Below are 17572 nucleotides of genomic sequence, written 5' to 3' on the forward strand. Positions count from 1 at the left end.
GAAAGGGGCCCGGCAGGGCCCCTTGACTTAATGTTATGCCGCATTTGCGGTGTCATCATAGCCGGAGCCCGCGACGCGGAACTGGGTGATTGCCTCGTTCAGCGATTTTGCCTCTTGCGAGAGGGCCAGAGAGGCTGCTGATGTTTCCTCGAACATCGCCGCGTTCTGCTGGGTCATCTGGTCAAGCTGGGCGGTCGCCGAGTTGATTTCCCGAACGGCATGGGATTGTTCCTCGACCGAGTTGGCCACGCTGGAAATATTGGTCGCAATCTCGGCAATTGAGTCGGCAATACGCTGCAGGGCGGTATCGGTCTGGCCGACAAGATCTACGCCGATCTTCACGCTATCGGAGCTTTCCGAAATCAACCCGCCAATCTCGCTCGCCGCTTCCGACGAGCGCTGTGCAAGGGCCCGGACTTCGGAGGCCACGACCGCAAAGCCGCGCCCCGCATCGCCCGCTCGCGCAGCTTCCACGCCGGCATTGAGTGCCAGAAGGTTGGTCTGGAAGGCGATATCGTCGATCACACCAATGATCCGCGTGATCCGGTTGGAGCTTTCGGCGATGGAATTCATCGCAGCGACCGCCTGTGCCATAATATCGCGTGACGCAAGGGTTTCCGATTTCGAGCTATGTACGACCTTTTCGGTCCGGCGGCTGTTATCGGCGGCGGAAGCGGTGTTGGCCGCGAGTTCCTCGACCGCGGCCGCCGTTTCCTCAAGGGTCGCCGCCGTGCTTTCGGTGCGGTGCGACAGGTCGGTCGCGGCCTGACTGACCTCGGAGGCATTGTTGAGGATGTGGCTGACGCTCGACTGGATCGAACCTACCAGATGGCTGAGCGAGTCGATACTGCGGTTGTAATCCGCGCGCAGGGCCTCGTAGCTCTCGGGGAAGCGGGTCTCGATGCGCTGGGTCAGATCGCCTTGCGAAAGACGGCCAAGGGCCTTCGCGAGGGTGGAGACAACCTGCTCCTGCTCTGCCGCGCGCTCGGCGCGCTCGGCCTCGGCCAGTTCGGCAAGGCGCTGTTTCTCGGCCGCGGCGGCGTGCTCGCGCTCCATGTGTTCGCGTTCCTCGCGGGCCTTACGTTCCATCTCTGTACGCTCTGCCTCAAGCTTGCGCTGGGCTTCCGCCTCACGCTCGGCGGCCTCACGGGCCTCGGCCTCGCGCTGCTGTTCCTCCAACTCGCGATTGGCGAGAATGTTCTGCCTGAAGATCTGGAGCGCTTCGATCATCGCCCCCAGTTCGCCCCCGCGTTTTTTCGTGCCTTCGAGCGCATCGATATTGCCCTCGGCCAGATCGCGGGTGCGTCGGGTCAGATCCCGCAACGGGCGTACCAGAACCATCTGCAGGAAGCCGATCGTTACCATGAGCACGAGAAGCGAGGCACCGATCGCAAGCTCCATATTTCTGGTCGCCTTACCGATCTGGCTATCCAGAACGCCGGCGCGAGCGCTTACGCCGTCAAGGGCTTCGCCTCCCACTGCGGCAGCGCCCGCACTGAGCTGTGTGATCTCGCTCAGCGCCGCACTCGAGGCGGCAGCCCCCGCCGCCAGCGCTTCGAGTTCGTTGCCGCGCCGTGCGATTACCCCGGTTTCGGGGTCGATCAGGTCATGCAGCATTGCGACATCGGTCTCATACCCATCGCCGAGGCTGAAGATCAGCAGTTTTGCCTGACCCTCGACAGAGGCCTTATACCGGTCCAGACCGATCAGATCCCCCTCCATCGACACCGTAACGATCTGGCGAAGCAGGGATTGCGCATCGGCGCGGGCTTGGGGCGGACCCATCAGTTCAAGTTGCGAGACGAGGATCTCGAGCTTGCTGAGATCCTGACGGACGGCTGTATGCGCAAGCGAGGCATCCTCGCGGGCCGCCGCCAGCTGCAGGAGTTGCAGCTTGAATTCGGACATGCGGTCGGCGAGATCAATGGCCTGACGCGGCGGGCGCTGGCGGGCCAGTTCGAAGAAGGCGGCAAAGCGCTGCTCCGAGGTCTTCAGGACCTCATCGATCTCGGCGGGTGTATTGGCCAGAAGCAGCGCGGTGATCAGCTCGGGCAGGCGGTTGGCGCTTACCATGATATCGCTGGTATTGCGTAGATCGGGGACATTGTCTTCGGCCAGTTCGTGCATGCTCGTCGAAAACTGTTGGAAGACAAGCCATGCAACGGTGATGGCGGCGCCGAGAATAGTAACGAGGAGGATCTGGCTGAACGCGAGGCGCGGACCGATCCCAGCGAAGAAGTTATTGAATTTCGTAAGCATTTAGGTCTCCGCCGCCGGTCAGTTCATTGCGACCGACGCATCGGCCGGTTTCACGAGTTCAAAGGGTATCCAGACTTGCGGGGGCAGGGTCTCGCCCGCCAGAAGCTGCTGCGCGGAGACGATGGCGCCACGGGCCTGCTCGGCGGCGTTTTGCAATACCGTGACGTCGAGCTTGCCTTCGGTCATTGCCTTTCGGGCGGTGGCGGTGCCGTCAATGCCGCCGATCAGGATTGTGCTGTGATCGATACCTGCCTCGTCGAGAGCGGCAATCGCCCCTAGCGCCATATCATCATTATTAGCCACGACCGCATCGGGCAGGGGCCCCTCGGCCAGCCATTTCTCCATGATGGCACGTCCACCATCCACCGACCAGTTGCCAAAAGCTTCGGCCTGGATGGTGACGCCCGAGCAATGATCGGTGGCCAGTTCACTGTAATAGGCCTTGGTCCGCTCGCGCGCTGCTTCCGACACCAGATCGCCGACAAGGATCGACACCGTGCCCGTATTGCCCAATGCATCGCAGACATAGCCTACCTCGAGGCTGCCCGATTGGGTTTCGGGCGAGCCGACATAGACCTGCGGACCCTGCAGGACCTCCCAGTTCAGGGGTTTCGCATTTACGAAGACCAGAGGAATGCGGGCCTTCTGGGCCATACGCGAGATGGTCAGGCCGGAATCGGCGCTTACGGCATTCACGATCAGAGCATCGACCTTCATGTCGATGAGCTTCTGCACCTGTTCGAGCTGCGTTTCGGTGCTGTTCTGCGCATCCATGATCTCGAGATCCGTATTGGGCATGGAGGCTGCCGCATCGGTGAAGCCGCCCTCCAAAGCCTTGATGAAGATCTGGGATCTATCGATTAACGTTACCCCGTATGTCGCGGCCGCGAGCGGACTGGCGACACATAGGAGGACCGGAAAGAGCAGGCGCGCAAACATCAACTACCTCGTGCAAAGGACTGGCCGGAAAGTGATTCCCGGGGATTGACCTTCAGGGGTAGCAGTCGCGGCCTAAGAAAGTGCTTATTTCACCAAAAGATAGCTAAAATGCGATGTTATGGCAGGAAAACGGCCTGAAATCCGCTTGCCTTGCCGGGGATCGGGCTGTGCAGCTCGAGCGTTGCCCCCGACCTCTCGGCGATCACATGGGCAATCGCGAGACCCAACCCCGTGCCGTCTCCGGCACCATCCCCGCGGGCAAACCTGTCGGAGATGCGCGCCAGCTGCTCCGGCGGCAGGGCAGGCGCATCATTGCGGACGGTAAGCCTGCCATCGGGGCTGAGGCTTATCTCTACGCCGCCCGTCCCATGTTTGCGCGCGTTCTCGATGAGATTGCGCGCAAGGATTGCGAAGGCATCAGGGTCGAGATCACTCATCACGGGGCGGTCAGGACGGTTCACGTCCAGCCCGGCCGCGATTGCCGGATCGGCGCGGCGCATATCATCGAGCAGGATGTCGAGGATCATCCGCAGATCGTTTTTTCCGTCCAGACGGAGCTGCGCCCCTTCGGCGCGCGCCATCTGCATAAGCTTCTCGGAGAGGCGCGACAGACGCTTCAGCCCGCCCTCGATCTCCAGTGCCCGCGAGATCGCGACCGGATCGCTACTCTCGGCGCGCAGCCGCTGGGCCTGTGCGATGGCACCGGCCACGGGTGTGCGCATCTCATGCGCGGCATTGGAGGCAAAGCTGCGCTCGGAGTCGAAGGCGGCCTTGAGGCGCGACAAAACGGCATTGATTCCGTCGGCGATCGGGCGCAGCTCGGAGACCATGTGCTCGCTCTCCAACGGATCGAGACGCTGCGGCCCGCGAAGAGCCAGATCGTGCTCCAATTGGCGCACAGGATTGAGTGCCCGCCGCACCGCCCAGAAGATCCCGCCCAGCCCGAGGGGCAACGCGATCAGCAGCGGTAGCGACAGCAGCAGGATCATATTGCGTCGCACCGCCTGCCGGTGGTCGAGCGGCTCTGCCACGGTGATCGACAGGCCCGCGCGGGGAGAATAATCGGTAAAAGTGCGATAGCCCGACAAGGTCAGGAAACCGGGCGTGATATCGTCGGAGATGGCGATGTCCTCGCTGCCATCGGTTTGCAACAGAACATCACCGGCCTGATTGCGCACGATGAATTCGACGGTGTCGGGCCGGTCATCCAGCCGTGCCACCGCGCGGTTTTCGGGCGGCGGCGGCGGCCAGAGGCGGTCGTTGGGCGAGCGGTCATTGCGCTGCGGGTCGGGTCGGGAGCGCGCATTTGGCGACTGGTTCTCGCGGGTGCTGTGATCACGCGTGCCCTGCTGGACCTCACCGGAGTTGCGCGCCCGCAGGCGTTGTTCGCGCAGAGCGAAAGGCAGGATGCGCTGCGCGGTATCGCTCAGTTCGCGGTCGAAGACGCGGTTCATCTCGCGGCTCATGAGCCCTGCGGTGACCACGGCGGCCGCCAGCCACAGGACCGCGACGCCCGCACCGATGAGAAGCGCGATGCGCAGTCCCAGAGAACGGGGCAGCCTCATTGTGCCACCAGTCGGTAGCCCAGCCCGCGCTCGGTCTGGATGCGGTCACGGCCCAGTTTCTTGCGAAGGTGGCTGACATGGACCTCGATCGTATTGGAGCCGATCTCGTCATCGAAACTGTAGAGAGCCTCTTCCAGCTGGGCTTTGGACAAAAGCTGGCCCGGACGGGCGAGAAACGCCTCGAACAGCGCCCATTCGCGCCCCGTCAGGGTTACGGGAAGCCCCTCGCGGGTCACCGATTTTGCAGGCAGGTCGATGCGCAGATCGGCAATATCCACCGTCGGGTTCGGATTGCCGCTATAGCGCCGTGCGACCGATCCGATGCGCGCTGATAGCTCGTCCAGATCGAAGGGCTTGACCAGATAGTCATCTGCCCCCGCATTCAGCCCCGCGATGCGGTCGCTGACCTGATCGAGGGCGGTCAGGATGATCACCGGCACCGTGGAGCCGCCCGTCCGCTGGTCTTTCAGAAACGGAATGCCGCGCCCGTCGGGCAGCATGAGGTCCAGCAGGATGAGGTCGAAACGCGAGATCTTTGTCAGATCACGCGCCTCCTCCAGCGTCTGGGCCCAGTCGAGCGAATGCCCGTCCGCGCGGATCTGGTCGCTGACGGCACTGCCGAGGCTCTGATCGTCTTCGACAAGAAGAATGCGCATGGGGGCGGGTCCTTTCGGCTACGGATCGGGGGTGGTTCAAGGGATGCCGTCTGCGCGCGTTTATTGCAAGAGCAGGCGGGCGATGGCATCGACCTGCGCACCGGCGCCTTGGGCGATCTCGGCGGGCGACTGCTCGGGCGTGCCGCTATAGCCCGCCGCTTGCAGGCGCGTCAGCAGGGCGGTGCTGTCACTGTCCAGAACCGGCGCGATCTCCGAGATCGGGGCGTCGAGCAGCTTCTGTGCAAGGGCGAATTGCGGGGGACGCCCGCCCTTGGCGGTGCTTTCCGAACTGATCGGCAGGGCGAATGCCACGGCCGCAATCAGCGAGGCCACGAGGGCAAGCAGCATCGGCGGCGCCTTGAAATAGGCTTTCAGGGGTCGCCAGTTGCGCCACAGATGCAGAACGAAGGGAATGACGAGCACCATCGACAGCCATTCATGCATGCTGTGGAACCAGCCCATCTGCCAATGGAAGAACAGGGCGACGCCCGAGACGAGGGAAACGAGGAATAATCCGGTGATGAGTGGTGTCGCATAGCGGAAAAGGGTCTGGCGCATAATAAACTCCGGAGAAAGCGGGCCTGTCTCCGGAGCGTAGCGTGCGAGTCTGATGCGAAGCTGAAGCTTACATCGATTTGTCGCTGGAATCGGCCTGACCCTTGATCCAGTAGCCTGCGGCCTTCATCCAGGGCAGGGGATGGCCGCGCTGCTCCAATGCGTCGCGGATGGCGCGCGCGACAGCGGCCTCTGCGGCGATCCAGACAAAGGTGCCCTCTGGCAGATCGAGCGAGGCGAGCCGCTCGATGAAGGGCGCAGGGTCCGTCGGATCGTCGCGATGGATCCACAGCGCCAATGTCTGCGCGGGAGAGGGCAGGGGCTGTTCGTCCTCGGGGCCCTGTACGGCAACGAGGCTGGTGGCCGGAATATCGGCGGGAAGCTCCGCAAGGCGGCGGCCGATGGCGGGCAGGGCGGTCTCGTCGCCGATCAGCAGCCAGCTGCGGATCGGGCCCGTGATAGTCTGCGATCCGCGTGGCCCGCCGATCCGCGCTTCGTCCCCGACGGACACCGATTTGGCCCAGAGCGTGGCGGGGCCTGCATCATGTAGCGCGAAATCGACGGTCAGCGTGAGGGTTTCGGGGTCGAAGACGCGGGGCGTATATTCACGCATCACCGGCTCGCCATCCGCATCGGGTACGATCAGTTTGAAATGGTCGTCGGGAGCGGTCGAGGTGAACCCCTCTAGCTCGGGCCCCGAGAAGACGAGGCGCAGCATATTGGGAGTGAGCCGGGTGATCTCGGAGACGGTCAGCGTGCGACGGACAAGCTCGTGACGCTGACGCTCAATGCGCGGTAAGGTATCTGATGTGGTCATGGGAAATCCTGGATTGCAATCTATGCGGGGGCCGGATGGCGCCTGCACATTTCCTGATTAAAAAAATCGAGAATTAGGCCCGGGTCAAGGCGTCCGGTTGCGAGGCGGTTGTGCATATGGTCACAGGTCAGCCGCGGTAGCGCTGGTTGAGAAAGATTTTGCGAGTTTCAAGTTGTGACATGCTCTAAAGGCATGACGTGTGTTCATAACCGGCATGCAAAATTGTAAAATTGCCGTGATTAAAAAAGTGAACTTTGCCTAGTGTCTTCTGCCCGAAAATTATACAGATTTGATACGGATCAGTTTTGTCAACTCACGTCTCCATGAGTTGTCACGCAGTGCAGATCAAGAAAATTTTTATTCGAAAAATCAAGTTCATCATTAAAAAAATCTCTATTTTACATCCTCTTGAGGGGGCGTGTTGCGACGTTTTTACACAGGAATGCGATCTGATTCGTTTACCTGTATTTCAACCCAAGGAATCGGCTGCAAAAATCCTGCCGGAAATTCAGCGCGTCGGAATGTCGCATAGAGATTTAACCTGTTGATGCATAATGCAGGCTCTAGTCTTGTCTTGGCCCCCTGCTCGTGGCATGTGGTCCCGACTTTTACTACAAATTGCGGCGAGGGTGCTGCATTGCATGCCCGAAGCTGCAAAGCTGCAAGAGGCACGCATTGTTGAAACACCTCAAACTCCCGCTGATGCTGTTGGCGGCAGCGTCGCTGGCGGGATGTCAGTACGAAGTTCTTTTCCCCAGCGGCTGGGTCGCTGAGCAAGAGCGCGACCTACTGGTCATCTCGACAGTCCTGATGCTGCTGATCATCATCCCTGTTGTCATCATGACGGTCTATTTCCCCTGGAAATACCGCCACGATCGCGATGACCAGAGCGATTACGAGCCCGAATTCGCGCATTCGACCAAGATCGAAGTCGTTGTCTGGGGCATTCCGGTCATCATCGTCGCCATTCTCGGCGTCATCCTGGCGATCTATACCTATCGCCTCGACCCCTATCGTCCGCTCGACCATACCGAGAACATGGGCGCACCGGTCGAAGTCGAAGCGGTCTCGCTCGACTGGAAATGGCTGTTCATCTATCCCGAGCAGGGCGTGGCTTCCGTCAATGAACTGGTGATCCCCGAGGGACGCCCGATCAATATGAAGCTCTCCGGCTCGACCGTGATGAACACGTTCTGGGTTCCGGCGCTTGCGGGTATGGTCTACTCGATGGCTGGCATGGAAACCAAACTGCATTTCATCGCGGATGAAACCGGTGATTTCCAGTCGCGTTCCGCCCATTACTCGGGTCCCGGTTTCTCGAAGATGACGTTCACCACGCATGCCGTGAACGACGCCGATTTCGACGCATGGGTCGCCAAAGCCAAGGCGGAAGGCGAGCCTCTGACCCGCGAATCCTACTTGCAGCTTGAGCAGCCCACCATCGACGCACCCGTTAGCTACTACAGCTCCGTTGTGGACGGTCTGTTCGACCGTATCGTCGGGCTGTGTGTCGAAGAGAACAAGGTCTGTATGAACGAGATGATGATGCTCGACATGCATCGTGATCAGATCGCAGGCCATGAAGGCGAGAAAGCCGAAGGCGAGGGCGGCGAGCATGCCACCATCGGCATGCCCAAGCACCTGTTCGAATATGACGACCAGCGTGCGATCGACGGTCACGGTAACCTGATCTCGCTGCCGGCAGATACCTCCGAGGAGCACATGTCCGCACTCGACGCGCGTCAGATCATGGCGCAAGCCGCGCTTGGCGCCGATGGCCTCTGCCTCCCGAACCAGGAGTATAAAACCAATGTTAACTGAAGAAGCTCGCGTGGCGCAGGAGACGATCTCCCCGATCTTCGGGCGGCTCAGTCTCTCGTCCATTCCCTATCATGAGCCGATTCTGATCGCGACCTTCGCAGGTGTTGCCGTTGCAGGCATCATCGTTCTGGCGCTCATGACCTATTTCAAGGCATGGAAACCGCTCTGGACCGATTGGGTCACCACGATCGACCACAAGAAGATCGGCATCATGTATATGGTGCTCGGTTTCATCATGTTCGTGCGCGGCTTTGCCGACGCGCTGATGATGCGCGCGCAGCAGGCAATGGCTGCGGGCGGGGCAGAGGGCTACCTTCCGCCGCACCACTATGACCAGGTCTTCACCGCTCACGGCGTGATCATGATCTTCTTCGTGGCCATGGCCTTCATCACCGGTGTGATGAACTTCGTCATGCCCGTGCAGATCGGTGCCCGCGACGTGGCCTTCCCCTTCCTGAACAACTTTTCGTTCTGGATGACGGTGGCCGGCGCGCTTCTGGTCAACATCTCGCTGTTCATCGGTGAGTTCGCACGCGTCGGCTGGCTGGCCTTCCCGCCGCTATCGGGCGCTGCCTATTCGACCGGGCCGGGGATGGATTACTATCTCTGGGCGCTGAACATCGCGGGTATCGGGACAACGCTTTCGGGCGTGAACATGTGCGCCACCATCTTCAAGATGCGTGCGCCGGGCATGTCGCTGTTCCGTATGCCGGTCTTCACCTGGACCGCGCTGTGCACGAACATCCTGATCGTGGCGGCCTTCCCGGTTCTGACCGCAACCCTCGTGATGCTGACGCTCGACCGCTACATCGGTACGCATTTCTTCACCAACGACCTTGGTGGGAACGCGATGATGTATGTCAACCTGATCTGGATCTGGGGTCACCCGGAGGTCTACATCCTCATCCTGCCCTGCTTCGGGATCTTCTCGGAAGTCGTGGCGACCTTCTCCGGCAAGCCGCTCTTCGGCTACAAGACGATGGTCTGGGCAACGATGTCGATCATGGTTCTGTCCTTCATCGTGTGGCTGCACCACTTCTTCACGATGGGGTCGGGCGCTGCCGTGAATACCTTCTTCGGTATCACGACGATGATCATCGCCGTGCCGACGGGTGTGAAGATCTTCAACTGGATCTTCACCATGTATAAAGGCCGCGTGCGGTTCGAGACCCCGATGTACTGGGTGATCGGCGGTATCGTGACCTTCACCATCGGTGGTATGACCGGCGTCATGCTGGCAATCCCGCCGGTCGACTTCCAGCTCCACAACTCGCTGTTCCTGATCGCGCACTTCCATAACGTCATCATCGGTGGTGTTGTCTGGGCGATCTATGCAGCTGTCTACTTCTGGTGGCCCAAAGCCTTCGGCTTCAAGCTGCATGACGGTCTGGGTAAAGCGTCCTTCTGGTGCTGGTTCGTGGGCTTCTACCTTGCCTTCATGCCGCTCTACCTGCTGGGCTTCATCGGCGTGACGCGCCGGATCAACTCCTATTCGGATCCGTCCTGGCAGCCCTACTTCGTCGTTGCCGCCATCGGTGCACTGTTCATCCTGGCCGGCATCCTGCTGAGCTTCGCGAACTTCGCCTACTCGATCTACAAGCGTAAAGAATTGGCTTGTGGCTCGGACCCGTGGAATGCGCGTACGCTCGACTGGGCAACCTCGTCCCCGCCGGCGAAGTACAACTTCCCGCAGGATCTCCACATCAACGGGATCGACGAATTCTGGGCGATGAAACAGCGTGGGTTCAAGTGGTCAACCGACTACCAGCCGATCCACATGCCGCATTACACGCCCGCAGGGTTTGTCATTTCGGCGCTGGCCTTCATCTTCGGCTTCGCAATGATCTGGTATATCTGGTGGCTGGCTGTCGTAAGCTTCGTCGGTGTCGTCGCCTACACGATCTACCATACCTTCAACTACAACCGTGACTACTACATCCCCGTAGAAGAGATCGCGGAAACCGAAGCAAAGGGAAATGCAGCATGACGATGCTTGATACCCCCGTCACCGGCCCCATCAAGGGGCCGGAAGGTCCGGACCATCATCAGGACCATCATCATGTGAGCCCGACGCCGATCGGTTTCTGGCTCTACCTGATGTCGGACTGCATCATCTTCGGCACGCTCTTTGCGACCTATGCCGTTCTTGGTGGCAACTATGCCGGCGGCCCGGGCCCGAAAGATCTGTTCGAACCGTCACTGGTGCTGTGGGAAACCGCGCTGCTGTTGATCTCGTCGATCACCTTCGGTGTGGCCATGCTGAATGCGACTGCCCACAAGCTTGGCGGCACGATCATGTGGCTCATCATCACGCTGGCCTTCGGTCTGGGCTTCCTCGGCATCGAACTTTACGAATTCCATCACTTCATCAGCATTGGCGCAGGCCCCGATCGTTCGGCCTTCCTGTCCGCCTTCTTCCTGCTGGTGGGGACCCATGGTCTGCACGTAACCTTCGGGTCGATCTGGCTGATCACTCTGGTCTTCCAGCTCCGTAAGCACGGTCTGATCGAGGCGAATATGCGCCGCCTGTCGACCCTGTCGATGTTCTGGCACTTCCTCGACCTGATCTGGATCGGCGTCTTCTCCTTTGTCTATCTCGTGAGGCTCGTCTAATGGCTGAACATAGCTCGCATTCGCATGGCTCCATGGGCCAGCTGATGATCGGCTTCGTCCTTGCCGTCATCCTGTCGATCATCCCCTTCTATCTGGTGATGGCCGATGTGGATATGTCGCGGACGACCATCGTCGGGATCATCATGGGTCTGGGCGCCGTCCAGATCATCGTGCACCTCGTCTACTTCCTCCATGTCAACCGTTCGGTTGAAGAGGGCTGGACGCTGGCAGCCACCGTTCTGGCGGTCATCATCCTTGTTATCGTTCTCGCAGGCTCGCTCTGGGTCATGCACAATATGAACGAAAACATGCAGCCGATGCCGACCCAGGAACAGATGATGGAAATGATGAACCTCCAGAACCAGCAGGGCTGATCTGGGCATCATGACCGAATGACGGGGCCGGGAAACTGGCCCCGTTTTGCTATCTGCTTCTCTCTAGCAATCCGGAGACCTCCTATGACTACCGAAATCCGCTGGGTCCGTTTGGGCATCGCAACCGTTCTGGCTGCCGCTTTCGTCGCGCTTTTCATGTCGCTCGGCATCTGGCAGGTGCATAGGCTGCATTGGAAGCTCGATCTCATCGCGCGGGTCGATGCGCGGGTGGCGGCAGAGCCGGTGCCGGCGCCCGGCCCCGCGGACTGGGCGGGGATCACCCGCGAGGGAGATGAATACCGCCATGTCGAGGTGGATGGCACTTTCATGAACGAGGACGAGGTGCTGATCTACACGCCCTCAATGTTCGGACCGGGCTACTGGGTGCTGACGCCGCTCAAGCGCGATGACGGCACGATCGTGATGATCAACCGTGGCGTGGTCTCGGAGGAGAAGAAATCTCCCGACAGCCGCGTGGCGCCCGAGGGCGAGCAGCACATCACCGGCCTGCTGCGGATCACCGAGGATCACGGCTATCTCTTCAGCCAGAACGACCGTCCTGAGGATGGCGTCTGGTATCGCCGTGATATCGCTTCGATCACCAAAACCAAGGGGCTCGAAAACGCGGCTCCCTATTTCATCGATCAGGATCTGACCGATCCCGAGGGTTTCCCGCGCGGGGGCCAGACGGTGGTGAAATTCCGCAATTCTCATCTGAGCTACGCCATCACATGGTTTGCTATGGCGGCACTCAGCCTTGTGGGCTGGGTCGTCGTGCTGCGGCAAGAGCTGAAAAAGCGCGGCTGAGTGCCGCAATAATGTGCAATGCGAGCAGGTTTTCGGAAAAGCCGCCCTCCGCCCCAGCCGGAATATTGCGCGCTGTGAACAAACTCTGGTAATAGGAACCATGCGGCAACGACGTCGCGTCGACTTTCTAGGATTCCGGGCGAAGCTGCCTGACCCCCTGCATATGCGGTGAGGTCTGGCGGCTTTTTTGTTTTGAGGAACATGACGATGATGGGCCTTCCTATTGCTCTTCGCGACCGCATGCGCTGGTTCGGCATCGGTCTGGGTCTGGTCGATGCGCCGGTCCGGGCCAGTAGCGGGCGATCGCTTGCCGCAGGGCAGGGTCAAGAGGCACCGCGGCGCGGACATATCTCGCTTGTGGGGGCGGGGCCGGGAGCCGCCGACCTGCTGACTCTGCGGGCTGTGGATCATATCCGGCGAGCGGATGTCGTGCTCTATGACCGGTTGATCTCGGACGAAATCCTCGACCTGATCCCAAGCGGGATCGAGACTGTCTATGTTGGCAAGGCGGTGGGCGCCTGCGCCTGGCCGCAAGACAAGATCGACGCGCTGATCGTGGAGGAGGCTCTGAAAGGTCGGCGCGTGGTGCGGCTGAAATCCGGCGACCCGTCGATTTTCGGTCGGGCCTGCGAAGAGATCGCTGCCGCCCGTGCAGCCGATATTCCGGTCGAGATTATCCCCGGGATCACGGCGGCCTCGGCGGCGGCTGCGAGTCTGACGCGTCCGCTCACCTCGCGCGGGCTAACCGATACATTCGTTCTGACGACCGGCACCTGCCGCCCCGGCGACGCGCCCTCCGACCGGACCCGTTTTGCCCGTCCCGGCACCTCGATGGCCTTCTATATGGCGGTCGAGCGGGCAGGAGAGATCCAGCGCGATCTTCTGGAGGCCGGTGTGCCGCCCGAATGCGAGATCGACGTTGTAGCTTCGGTCAGCACGCCGCATGAGCGCAAGGGGCAGATGACGCTTGGCACGCTGACGCAGGAGATCGAGGCGCAGGATCTTCATAGCCCTGCTGTGATCTTCATCCGCTACCCCAAGACGATGGCGGTATCTGAAATACCGACGCAGGCGGGCTTGCAAGCCGTCGAATAATGCGCGTGACGCATTGTTTGGGACGGATAGAAACCGGGCTCGCGCCCGGTTTTCTTTTGGGTGTATTTTTAATGTGCTGTTTATTTTGTCAATTATGCAGCTTGTTGCTTAGTTTTGGGCAAGTTTTTCAATATCTCATGGGCGCTGCCAGATTTTTACGGAACGTCCTTCAAAATGGTTTGTGGAATCGTCATTCCGCGATAATGCTGAGTTTAAGGCCTGATTAAGGCCATCTGCCGCAATGGCGCGGCTCTTCCGAAAACGCCCCTAGGGGCCTGCGGCAATGGCGCTGCATTTCGCACTGATCTTCTTCAGAATGCGGGATGATGCCTGCCCGTCTATGCAGCTTCACTCCCGAACTCACTCGCCGCGACCATCGTGTCGCATGCCATTAGGGGTTCGTTATGACCAAGCAGAAACTCGTCATCGTCGGAAATGGTATGGCTCCTGGCCGGATGCTCGAACACCTGTTCGAGACTGCGCCGGACCTGTATGATGTAACCATCTTCAACGCCGAGCCGCGCGTCAATTATGACCGTATCATGCTCTCGCCCGTGCTTGCCGGCGATAAGAGCTATGAAGATATCATCATCCATAGCGAGGACTGGTATGCCTCGCATGGTGTCACGCTCCATATGGGCGAGCGCATCATCGGGATCGACCGTGACGCGAAAACCGTCACTTCGGCCAAAGACCGTGTCGTGCATTACGACAAGCTGGTCATCGCCACCGGCTCCAACCCGTTCATCATTCCGGTTCCGGGCCATCAACTGGAGGGCGTGCTGGCTTACCGCGACCTTGATGATACGCAGAACATGATCGCGGCAGCCGCGCGTGGTGGCCGTGCCGTGGTGATCGGCGGTGGTCTTCTGGGCCTCGAGGCTGCGGCCGGTCTGAAGAACCGCGGCATGGACGTAACCGTCCTGCATATCATGCCCTCGCTGATGGAGCGTCAGCTGGACCCGGCAGCGGGCCATCTGCTGCAACAGGCACTTGAGGCGCGCGGGATCGAGGTGCGCTGCAAGGCCAATACCAAGCAGATCCTCGGCACCGAGCGTGTGGAAGGTGTCGAGCTGGAAGATGGCACCATTCTGGACGCCGATCTGGTGGTCATGGCCGTGGGCATCCGCCCCAATACCGGCCTTGCGAAAGAGGCGGGGCTCGAGGTCAATCGCGGCATCGTCACCGATGACCAGATGCGCACCTCGGATGCTGCGATCTATTCGGTCGGCGAATGCGTCGAAGTGGGCGGCATGGTCTATGGCCTTGTCGCGCCGCTCTACGATATGGCCAAGATCGCTGCGGCCAATCTTGCCGGCGCACCGATCGCGGGCTTCAAACATGTCGATACGCCCACCAAGCTGAAAGTGACGGGCTGTGACCTCTATTCGGTCGGCCAGTTCGGCGAAGGCTATGAAGAGATCGTGCTGCGCGACGCGGCTCGCGGGTCTTACAAGCGCCTGATCGTGCAGGAGAACAAGATCGTCGGCGCGGTGCTTTATGGCGATGTGGCCGATGGTGGCTGGTATAACGAGATGCTGAAATCCGGCGCCTGCATCGAAGAGATGCGCCAGACCATCATCTTCGGCCAAGCCCATCAGGGCGGCGGCAATTTCGATCCGGTCGAAGCGGCGGCCGCGATGTCAGATGATGCCGAGATCTGCGGCTGTAACGGGATCTCCAAGGGCACCATCGTCAAGGCGATCAACGAGCAGGGTCTGACGACGCTGGCCGATGTGCGCGCCCATACCAAGGCATCGGCCTCTTGCGGCAGCTGCTCTAACCTCGTGGCCTGTGTCATGAAATCCGTGCTGGGCGAGAGCTTCGTGCAGAAAGCGGTCGAGCCCGTCTGCGGCTGTACCGAGCATGGCCACGAGATCGTGCGCGCCACTATCAAGAAGGCCGGTCTGAAATCCATTCAGGCCGTTTATCAGACGCTGGAATGGAAAACTTCCGAGGGCTGCGCCAAATGCCGCCCCGCGATCAACTATTACCTTCTGTCGGAATGGCCGGGCGAGTACGAGGACGATCAGCGCTCGCGTTTCGTCAACGAGCGTCTGCACGCCAATATCCAGAAGGATGGCACCTATTCGGTGGTTCCGCGGATGTTTGGCGGCATGACCACGCCCGACGAGCTGCGCGCGATTGCCGATGTGGCCGATAAATACAACATCCCCACCGTTAAGGTGACCGGCGGCCAGCGAATCGACCTGCTAGGCGTGAAGAAAGAAGACCTGATCCCCGTCTGGGCTGATCTGAACAAGGCGGGCATGGTCTCGGGGGCCGCATATGCCAAGGGTCTGCGCACTGTCAAAACCTGTGTGGGCAAGGACTGGTGCCGCTTTGGCACGCAAGACAGCACCGGGCTCGGCATCAAGCTCGAGAAGTTCCTCTGGGGCGCATGGTCTCCGGCCAAGCTGAAACTGGCGGTCACCGGCTGCCCGCGCAACTGCGCCGAGGCGACTTGCAAGGATATCGGGGTGATCTGCGTCGATAGCGGCTACGAGATCGTCTATGGCGGCGCGGCGGGCCTGCATATCCAAGGCACCACCAAGCTGGTGAATGTGGCGACCGAGGAAGAGGTCATCGAATATACCGGCGCGTTGACGCAATGGTATCGCGAGACGGGCTTCTATCTGGAGCGGATCTATAAATGGGCCAACCGTCTTGGCTATGACCATATTCAGGACGTTCTGGTCAACGACCCCGAGCAACGCCGCGCCTATTACGACCGCTTCGTCTACTCGCAGCAATTCGCACAGATCGATCCTTGGGCCGAATTTGTCGCCGGAAAAGGCGCGTCCGAGATCGAACCGATGGCAGAAATCAAACTGGAGGCCGCAGAATGAACGCCACCGCTACCAGCCTCACTTGGGTGGCCATCGGCCCCCTCAGCGCAATCCCCCGCCTTGGCGCACGCTGCGTCATCAAGGGCGATACCAGCATTGCCGTATTCCGTCTCAATGATGACCGGCTCTTTGCACTCGAAGACCGCTGCCCCAATGATAACGGGCCGCTCAGCCAGGGGATCGTGCATGACGGCCTCGTCACTTGCCCGATCTGCAATTGGGTGATCTCGCTTGAAACCGGCGCCGCCCAAGGCGCCGATCATGGCCAGACCGCTACCTTCCCCGTCAAGCTGGATGGCGAAACCATCTATCTCGGCGTCTGAACGACCAATCATAAAACAGGGATCTCATATCATGTCGTATATCCAACCCAAGGAATTCGCGGCCAAGATGGTCGATGCCGGTGAAGGCAAGATCTTCATGTCCACCAAGGACACGCTGATCCGTGCCTATATGGCAGGGGCCATTCTGGCGCTCGCGGCGGCCTTTGCCGTGACCATCACCGTCAATACCGGACAGCCGCTCGTGGGCGCGCTTCTGTTCCCCGTGGGCTTTTGCATGCTTTACCTGCTGGGCTTTGACTTGCTGACCGGCGTGTTCACCCTTGCGCCCTTGGCAGTGCTGGCCAAGCGTCCGGGTTGCACTTGGGGCGGGGTGCTGCGCAACTGGGGTCTGGTCTTTGTCGGCAATTTCGCCGGTGCCATGACCACTGCCGTGCTGATGGCGATTGTCTTCACCATGGGCTTCTCGGCAGAACCCAATGCCGTGGGCCAGAAGATCGGCCAGATCGGTGAGGCACGGACGCTGGGCTATGCCGCAGCCGGTGGAGCGGGTATGCTGACCGTTTTCGTCCGCGCCGTGCTGTGCAACTGGATGGTCTCGACCGGTGTGGTGGCCGCAATGATGTCGAACTCGGTCTCGGGAAAGATCATGGCGATGTGGATGCCGATCCTCGTGTTCTTCTACCTCGGTTTCGAGCATTCGATCGTCAACATGTTCCTGTTCCCGTCGGGGATCATGCTGGGTGGCCAGTTCACCTGGGCCGACTACCTGCTCTATAACGAGATCCCGGTTGTTCTGGGGAACCTCGTGGGCGGTCTGACCTTTGTGGGTGGCATGATCTACATGACCCACTTCAAGGAATCGCCCAAGCGCAACGCGACCATCTCGCGCAATGGCGACGCGACCGGCGTCGCCGCCGAGTAATCCCGCCGCTACCAGA

General features: G+C 60.4%; 15 protein-coding genes. 9 read left to right on the top strand and 6 right to left on the bottom strand.

What is annotated here, in order from left to right:
- Positions 1-33: 33 nt before the first annotated feature.
- The 6 genes from ABEB22_RS08110 to ABEB22_RS08135 all read right to left on the bottom strand — a co-directional run bounded on the left by ABEB22_RS08110 (position 34) and on the right by ABEB22_RS08135 (position 6791).
- Positions 34-2259, bottom strand: a complete 2226-nt coding sequence (locus ABEB22_RS08110; RefSeq protein WP_406870034.1) for a methyl-accepting chemotaxis protein — start codon at positions 2257-2259, stop codon at positions 34-36.
- Between the two features lie 18 nt (positions 2260-2277).
- Complete coding sequence (locus ABEB22_RS08115; protein ID WP_406870035.1) at positions 2278-3198, bottom strand: substrate-binding domain-containing protein; 921 nt, start codon at positions 3196-3198, stop codon at positions 2278-2280.
- A gap of 116 nt (positions 3199-3314) precedes the next feature.
- The gene (locus ABEB22_RS08120) at positions 3315-4763 is read right to left on the bottom strand and encodes a HAMP domain-containing sensor histidine kinase (protein ID WP_339113380.1); all 1449 of its coding nucleotides are present in this window, start codon (positions 4761-4763) and stop codon (positions 3315-3317) included.
- Entirely contained in the window at positions 4760-5419 is a 660-nt protein-coding gene (locus ABEB22_RS08125) for a response regulator transcription factor (RefSeq protein WP_339113379.1), read from the bottom strand. Before ABEB22_RS08125 ends, ABEB22_RS08120 begins: the two co-directional genes overlap by 4 nt.
- A 60-nt stretch (positions 5420-5479) precedes the next feature.
- On the bottom strand, positions 5480-5977 hold the full coding sequence (locus ABEB22_RS08130) for a DUF4405 domain-containing protein (RefSeq protein WP_339113378.1): 498 nt from the start codon (positions 5975-5977) through the stop codon (positions 5480-5482).
- A 67-nt stretch (positions 5978-6044) separates the two neighbouring features.
- Complete coding sequence (locus ABEB22_RS08135) at positions 6045-6791, bottom strand: siderophore-interacting protein (protein ID WP_350935127.1); 747 nt, start codon at positions 6789-6791, stop codon at positions 6045-6047.
- A gap of 675 nt (positions 6792-7466) precedes the next feature.
- Here ABEB22_RS08135 and cyoA point away from each other — a divergent pair.
- From cyoA to ABEB22_RS08180, 9 genes are all read left to right on the top strand, one after another.
- A complete protein-coding gene (cyoA, locus tag ABEB22_RS08140) occupies positions 7467-8612 on the top strand; it encodes a ubiquinol oxidase subunit II (protein WP_350935129.1) in 1146 nt (381 codons plus the stop codon).
- On the top strand, positions 8602-10599 hold the full coding sequence (gene cyoB, locus ABEB22_RS08145) for a cytochrome o ubiquinol oxidase subunit I (protein ID WP_339113375.1): 1998 nt from the start codon (positions 8602-8604) through the stop codon (positions 10597-10599). The genes cyoA and cyoB overlap by 11 nt, the downstream gene beginning before the upstream one ends.
- Positions 10600-10601: 2 nt before the next feature.
- Complete coding sequence (cyoC, locus tag ABEB22_RS08150; RefSeq protein WP_339114425.1) at positions 10602-11225, top strand: cytochrome o ubiquinol oxidase subunit III; 624 nt, start codon at positions 10602-10604, stop codon at positions 11223-11225.
- Positions 11225-11599, top strand: a complete 375-nt coding sequence (gene cyoD / locus ABEB22_RS08155) for a cytochrome o ubiquinol oxidase subunit IV (RefSeq protein ID WP_339113374.1) — start codon at positions 11225-11227, stop codon at positions 11597-11599. The genes cyoC and cyoD overlap by 1 nt, the downstream gene beginning before the upstream one ends.
- Positions 11600-11683: 84 nt before the next feature.
- Complete coding sequence (locus ABEB22_RS08160; protein ID WP_406870036.1) at positions 11684-12406, top strand: SURF1 family protein; 723 nt, start codon at positions 11684-11686, stop codon at positions 12404-12406.
- A gap of 207 nt (positions 12407-12613) precedes the next feature.
- A complete protein-coding gene (gene cobA, locus ABEB22_RS08165; protein WP_406870037.1) occupies positions 12614-13501 on the top strand; it encodes a uroporphyrinogen-III C-methyltransferase in 888 nt (295 codons plus the stop codon).
- Positions 13502-13905: 404 nt separating this feature from the next.
- Positions 13906-16350, top strand: coding sequence for a nitrite reductase large subunit NirB (nirB, locus tag ABEB22_RS08170; protein WP_406870038.1), 2445 nt, complete (start codon positions 13906-13908; stop codon positions 16348-16350).
- Positions 16347-16673: a nitrite reductase small subunit NirD gene (gene nirD, locus ABEB22_RS08175; RefSeq protein ID WP_339113370.1), complete on the top strand. Its 327-nt coding sequence runs from the start codon at positions 16347-16349 to the stop codon at positions 16671-16673. Before nirB ends, nirD begins: the two co-directional genes overlap by 4 nt.
- Before the next feature lie 31 nt (positions 16674-16704).
- Positions 16705-17556 carry a formate/nitrite transporter family protein gene (locus ABEB22_RS08180; protein WP_339113369.1) on the top strand — a complete coding sequence of 284 codons (852 nt, stop codon included), beginning with the start codon at positions 16705-16707 and terminating at the stop codon, positions 17554-17556.
- Positions 17557-17572 lie beyond the last annotated feature (16 nt).

The organism is Thioclava sp. 'Guangxiensis', assembly GCF_045348365.1.
GTDB lineage: Bacteria > Pseudomonadota > Alphaproteobacteria > Rhodobacterales > Rhodobacteraceae > Thioclava > Thioclava kandeliae.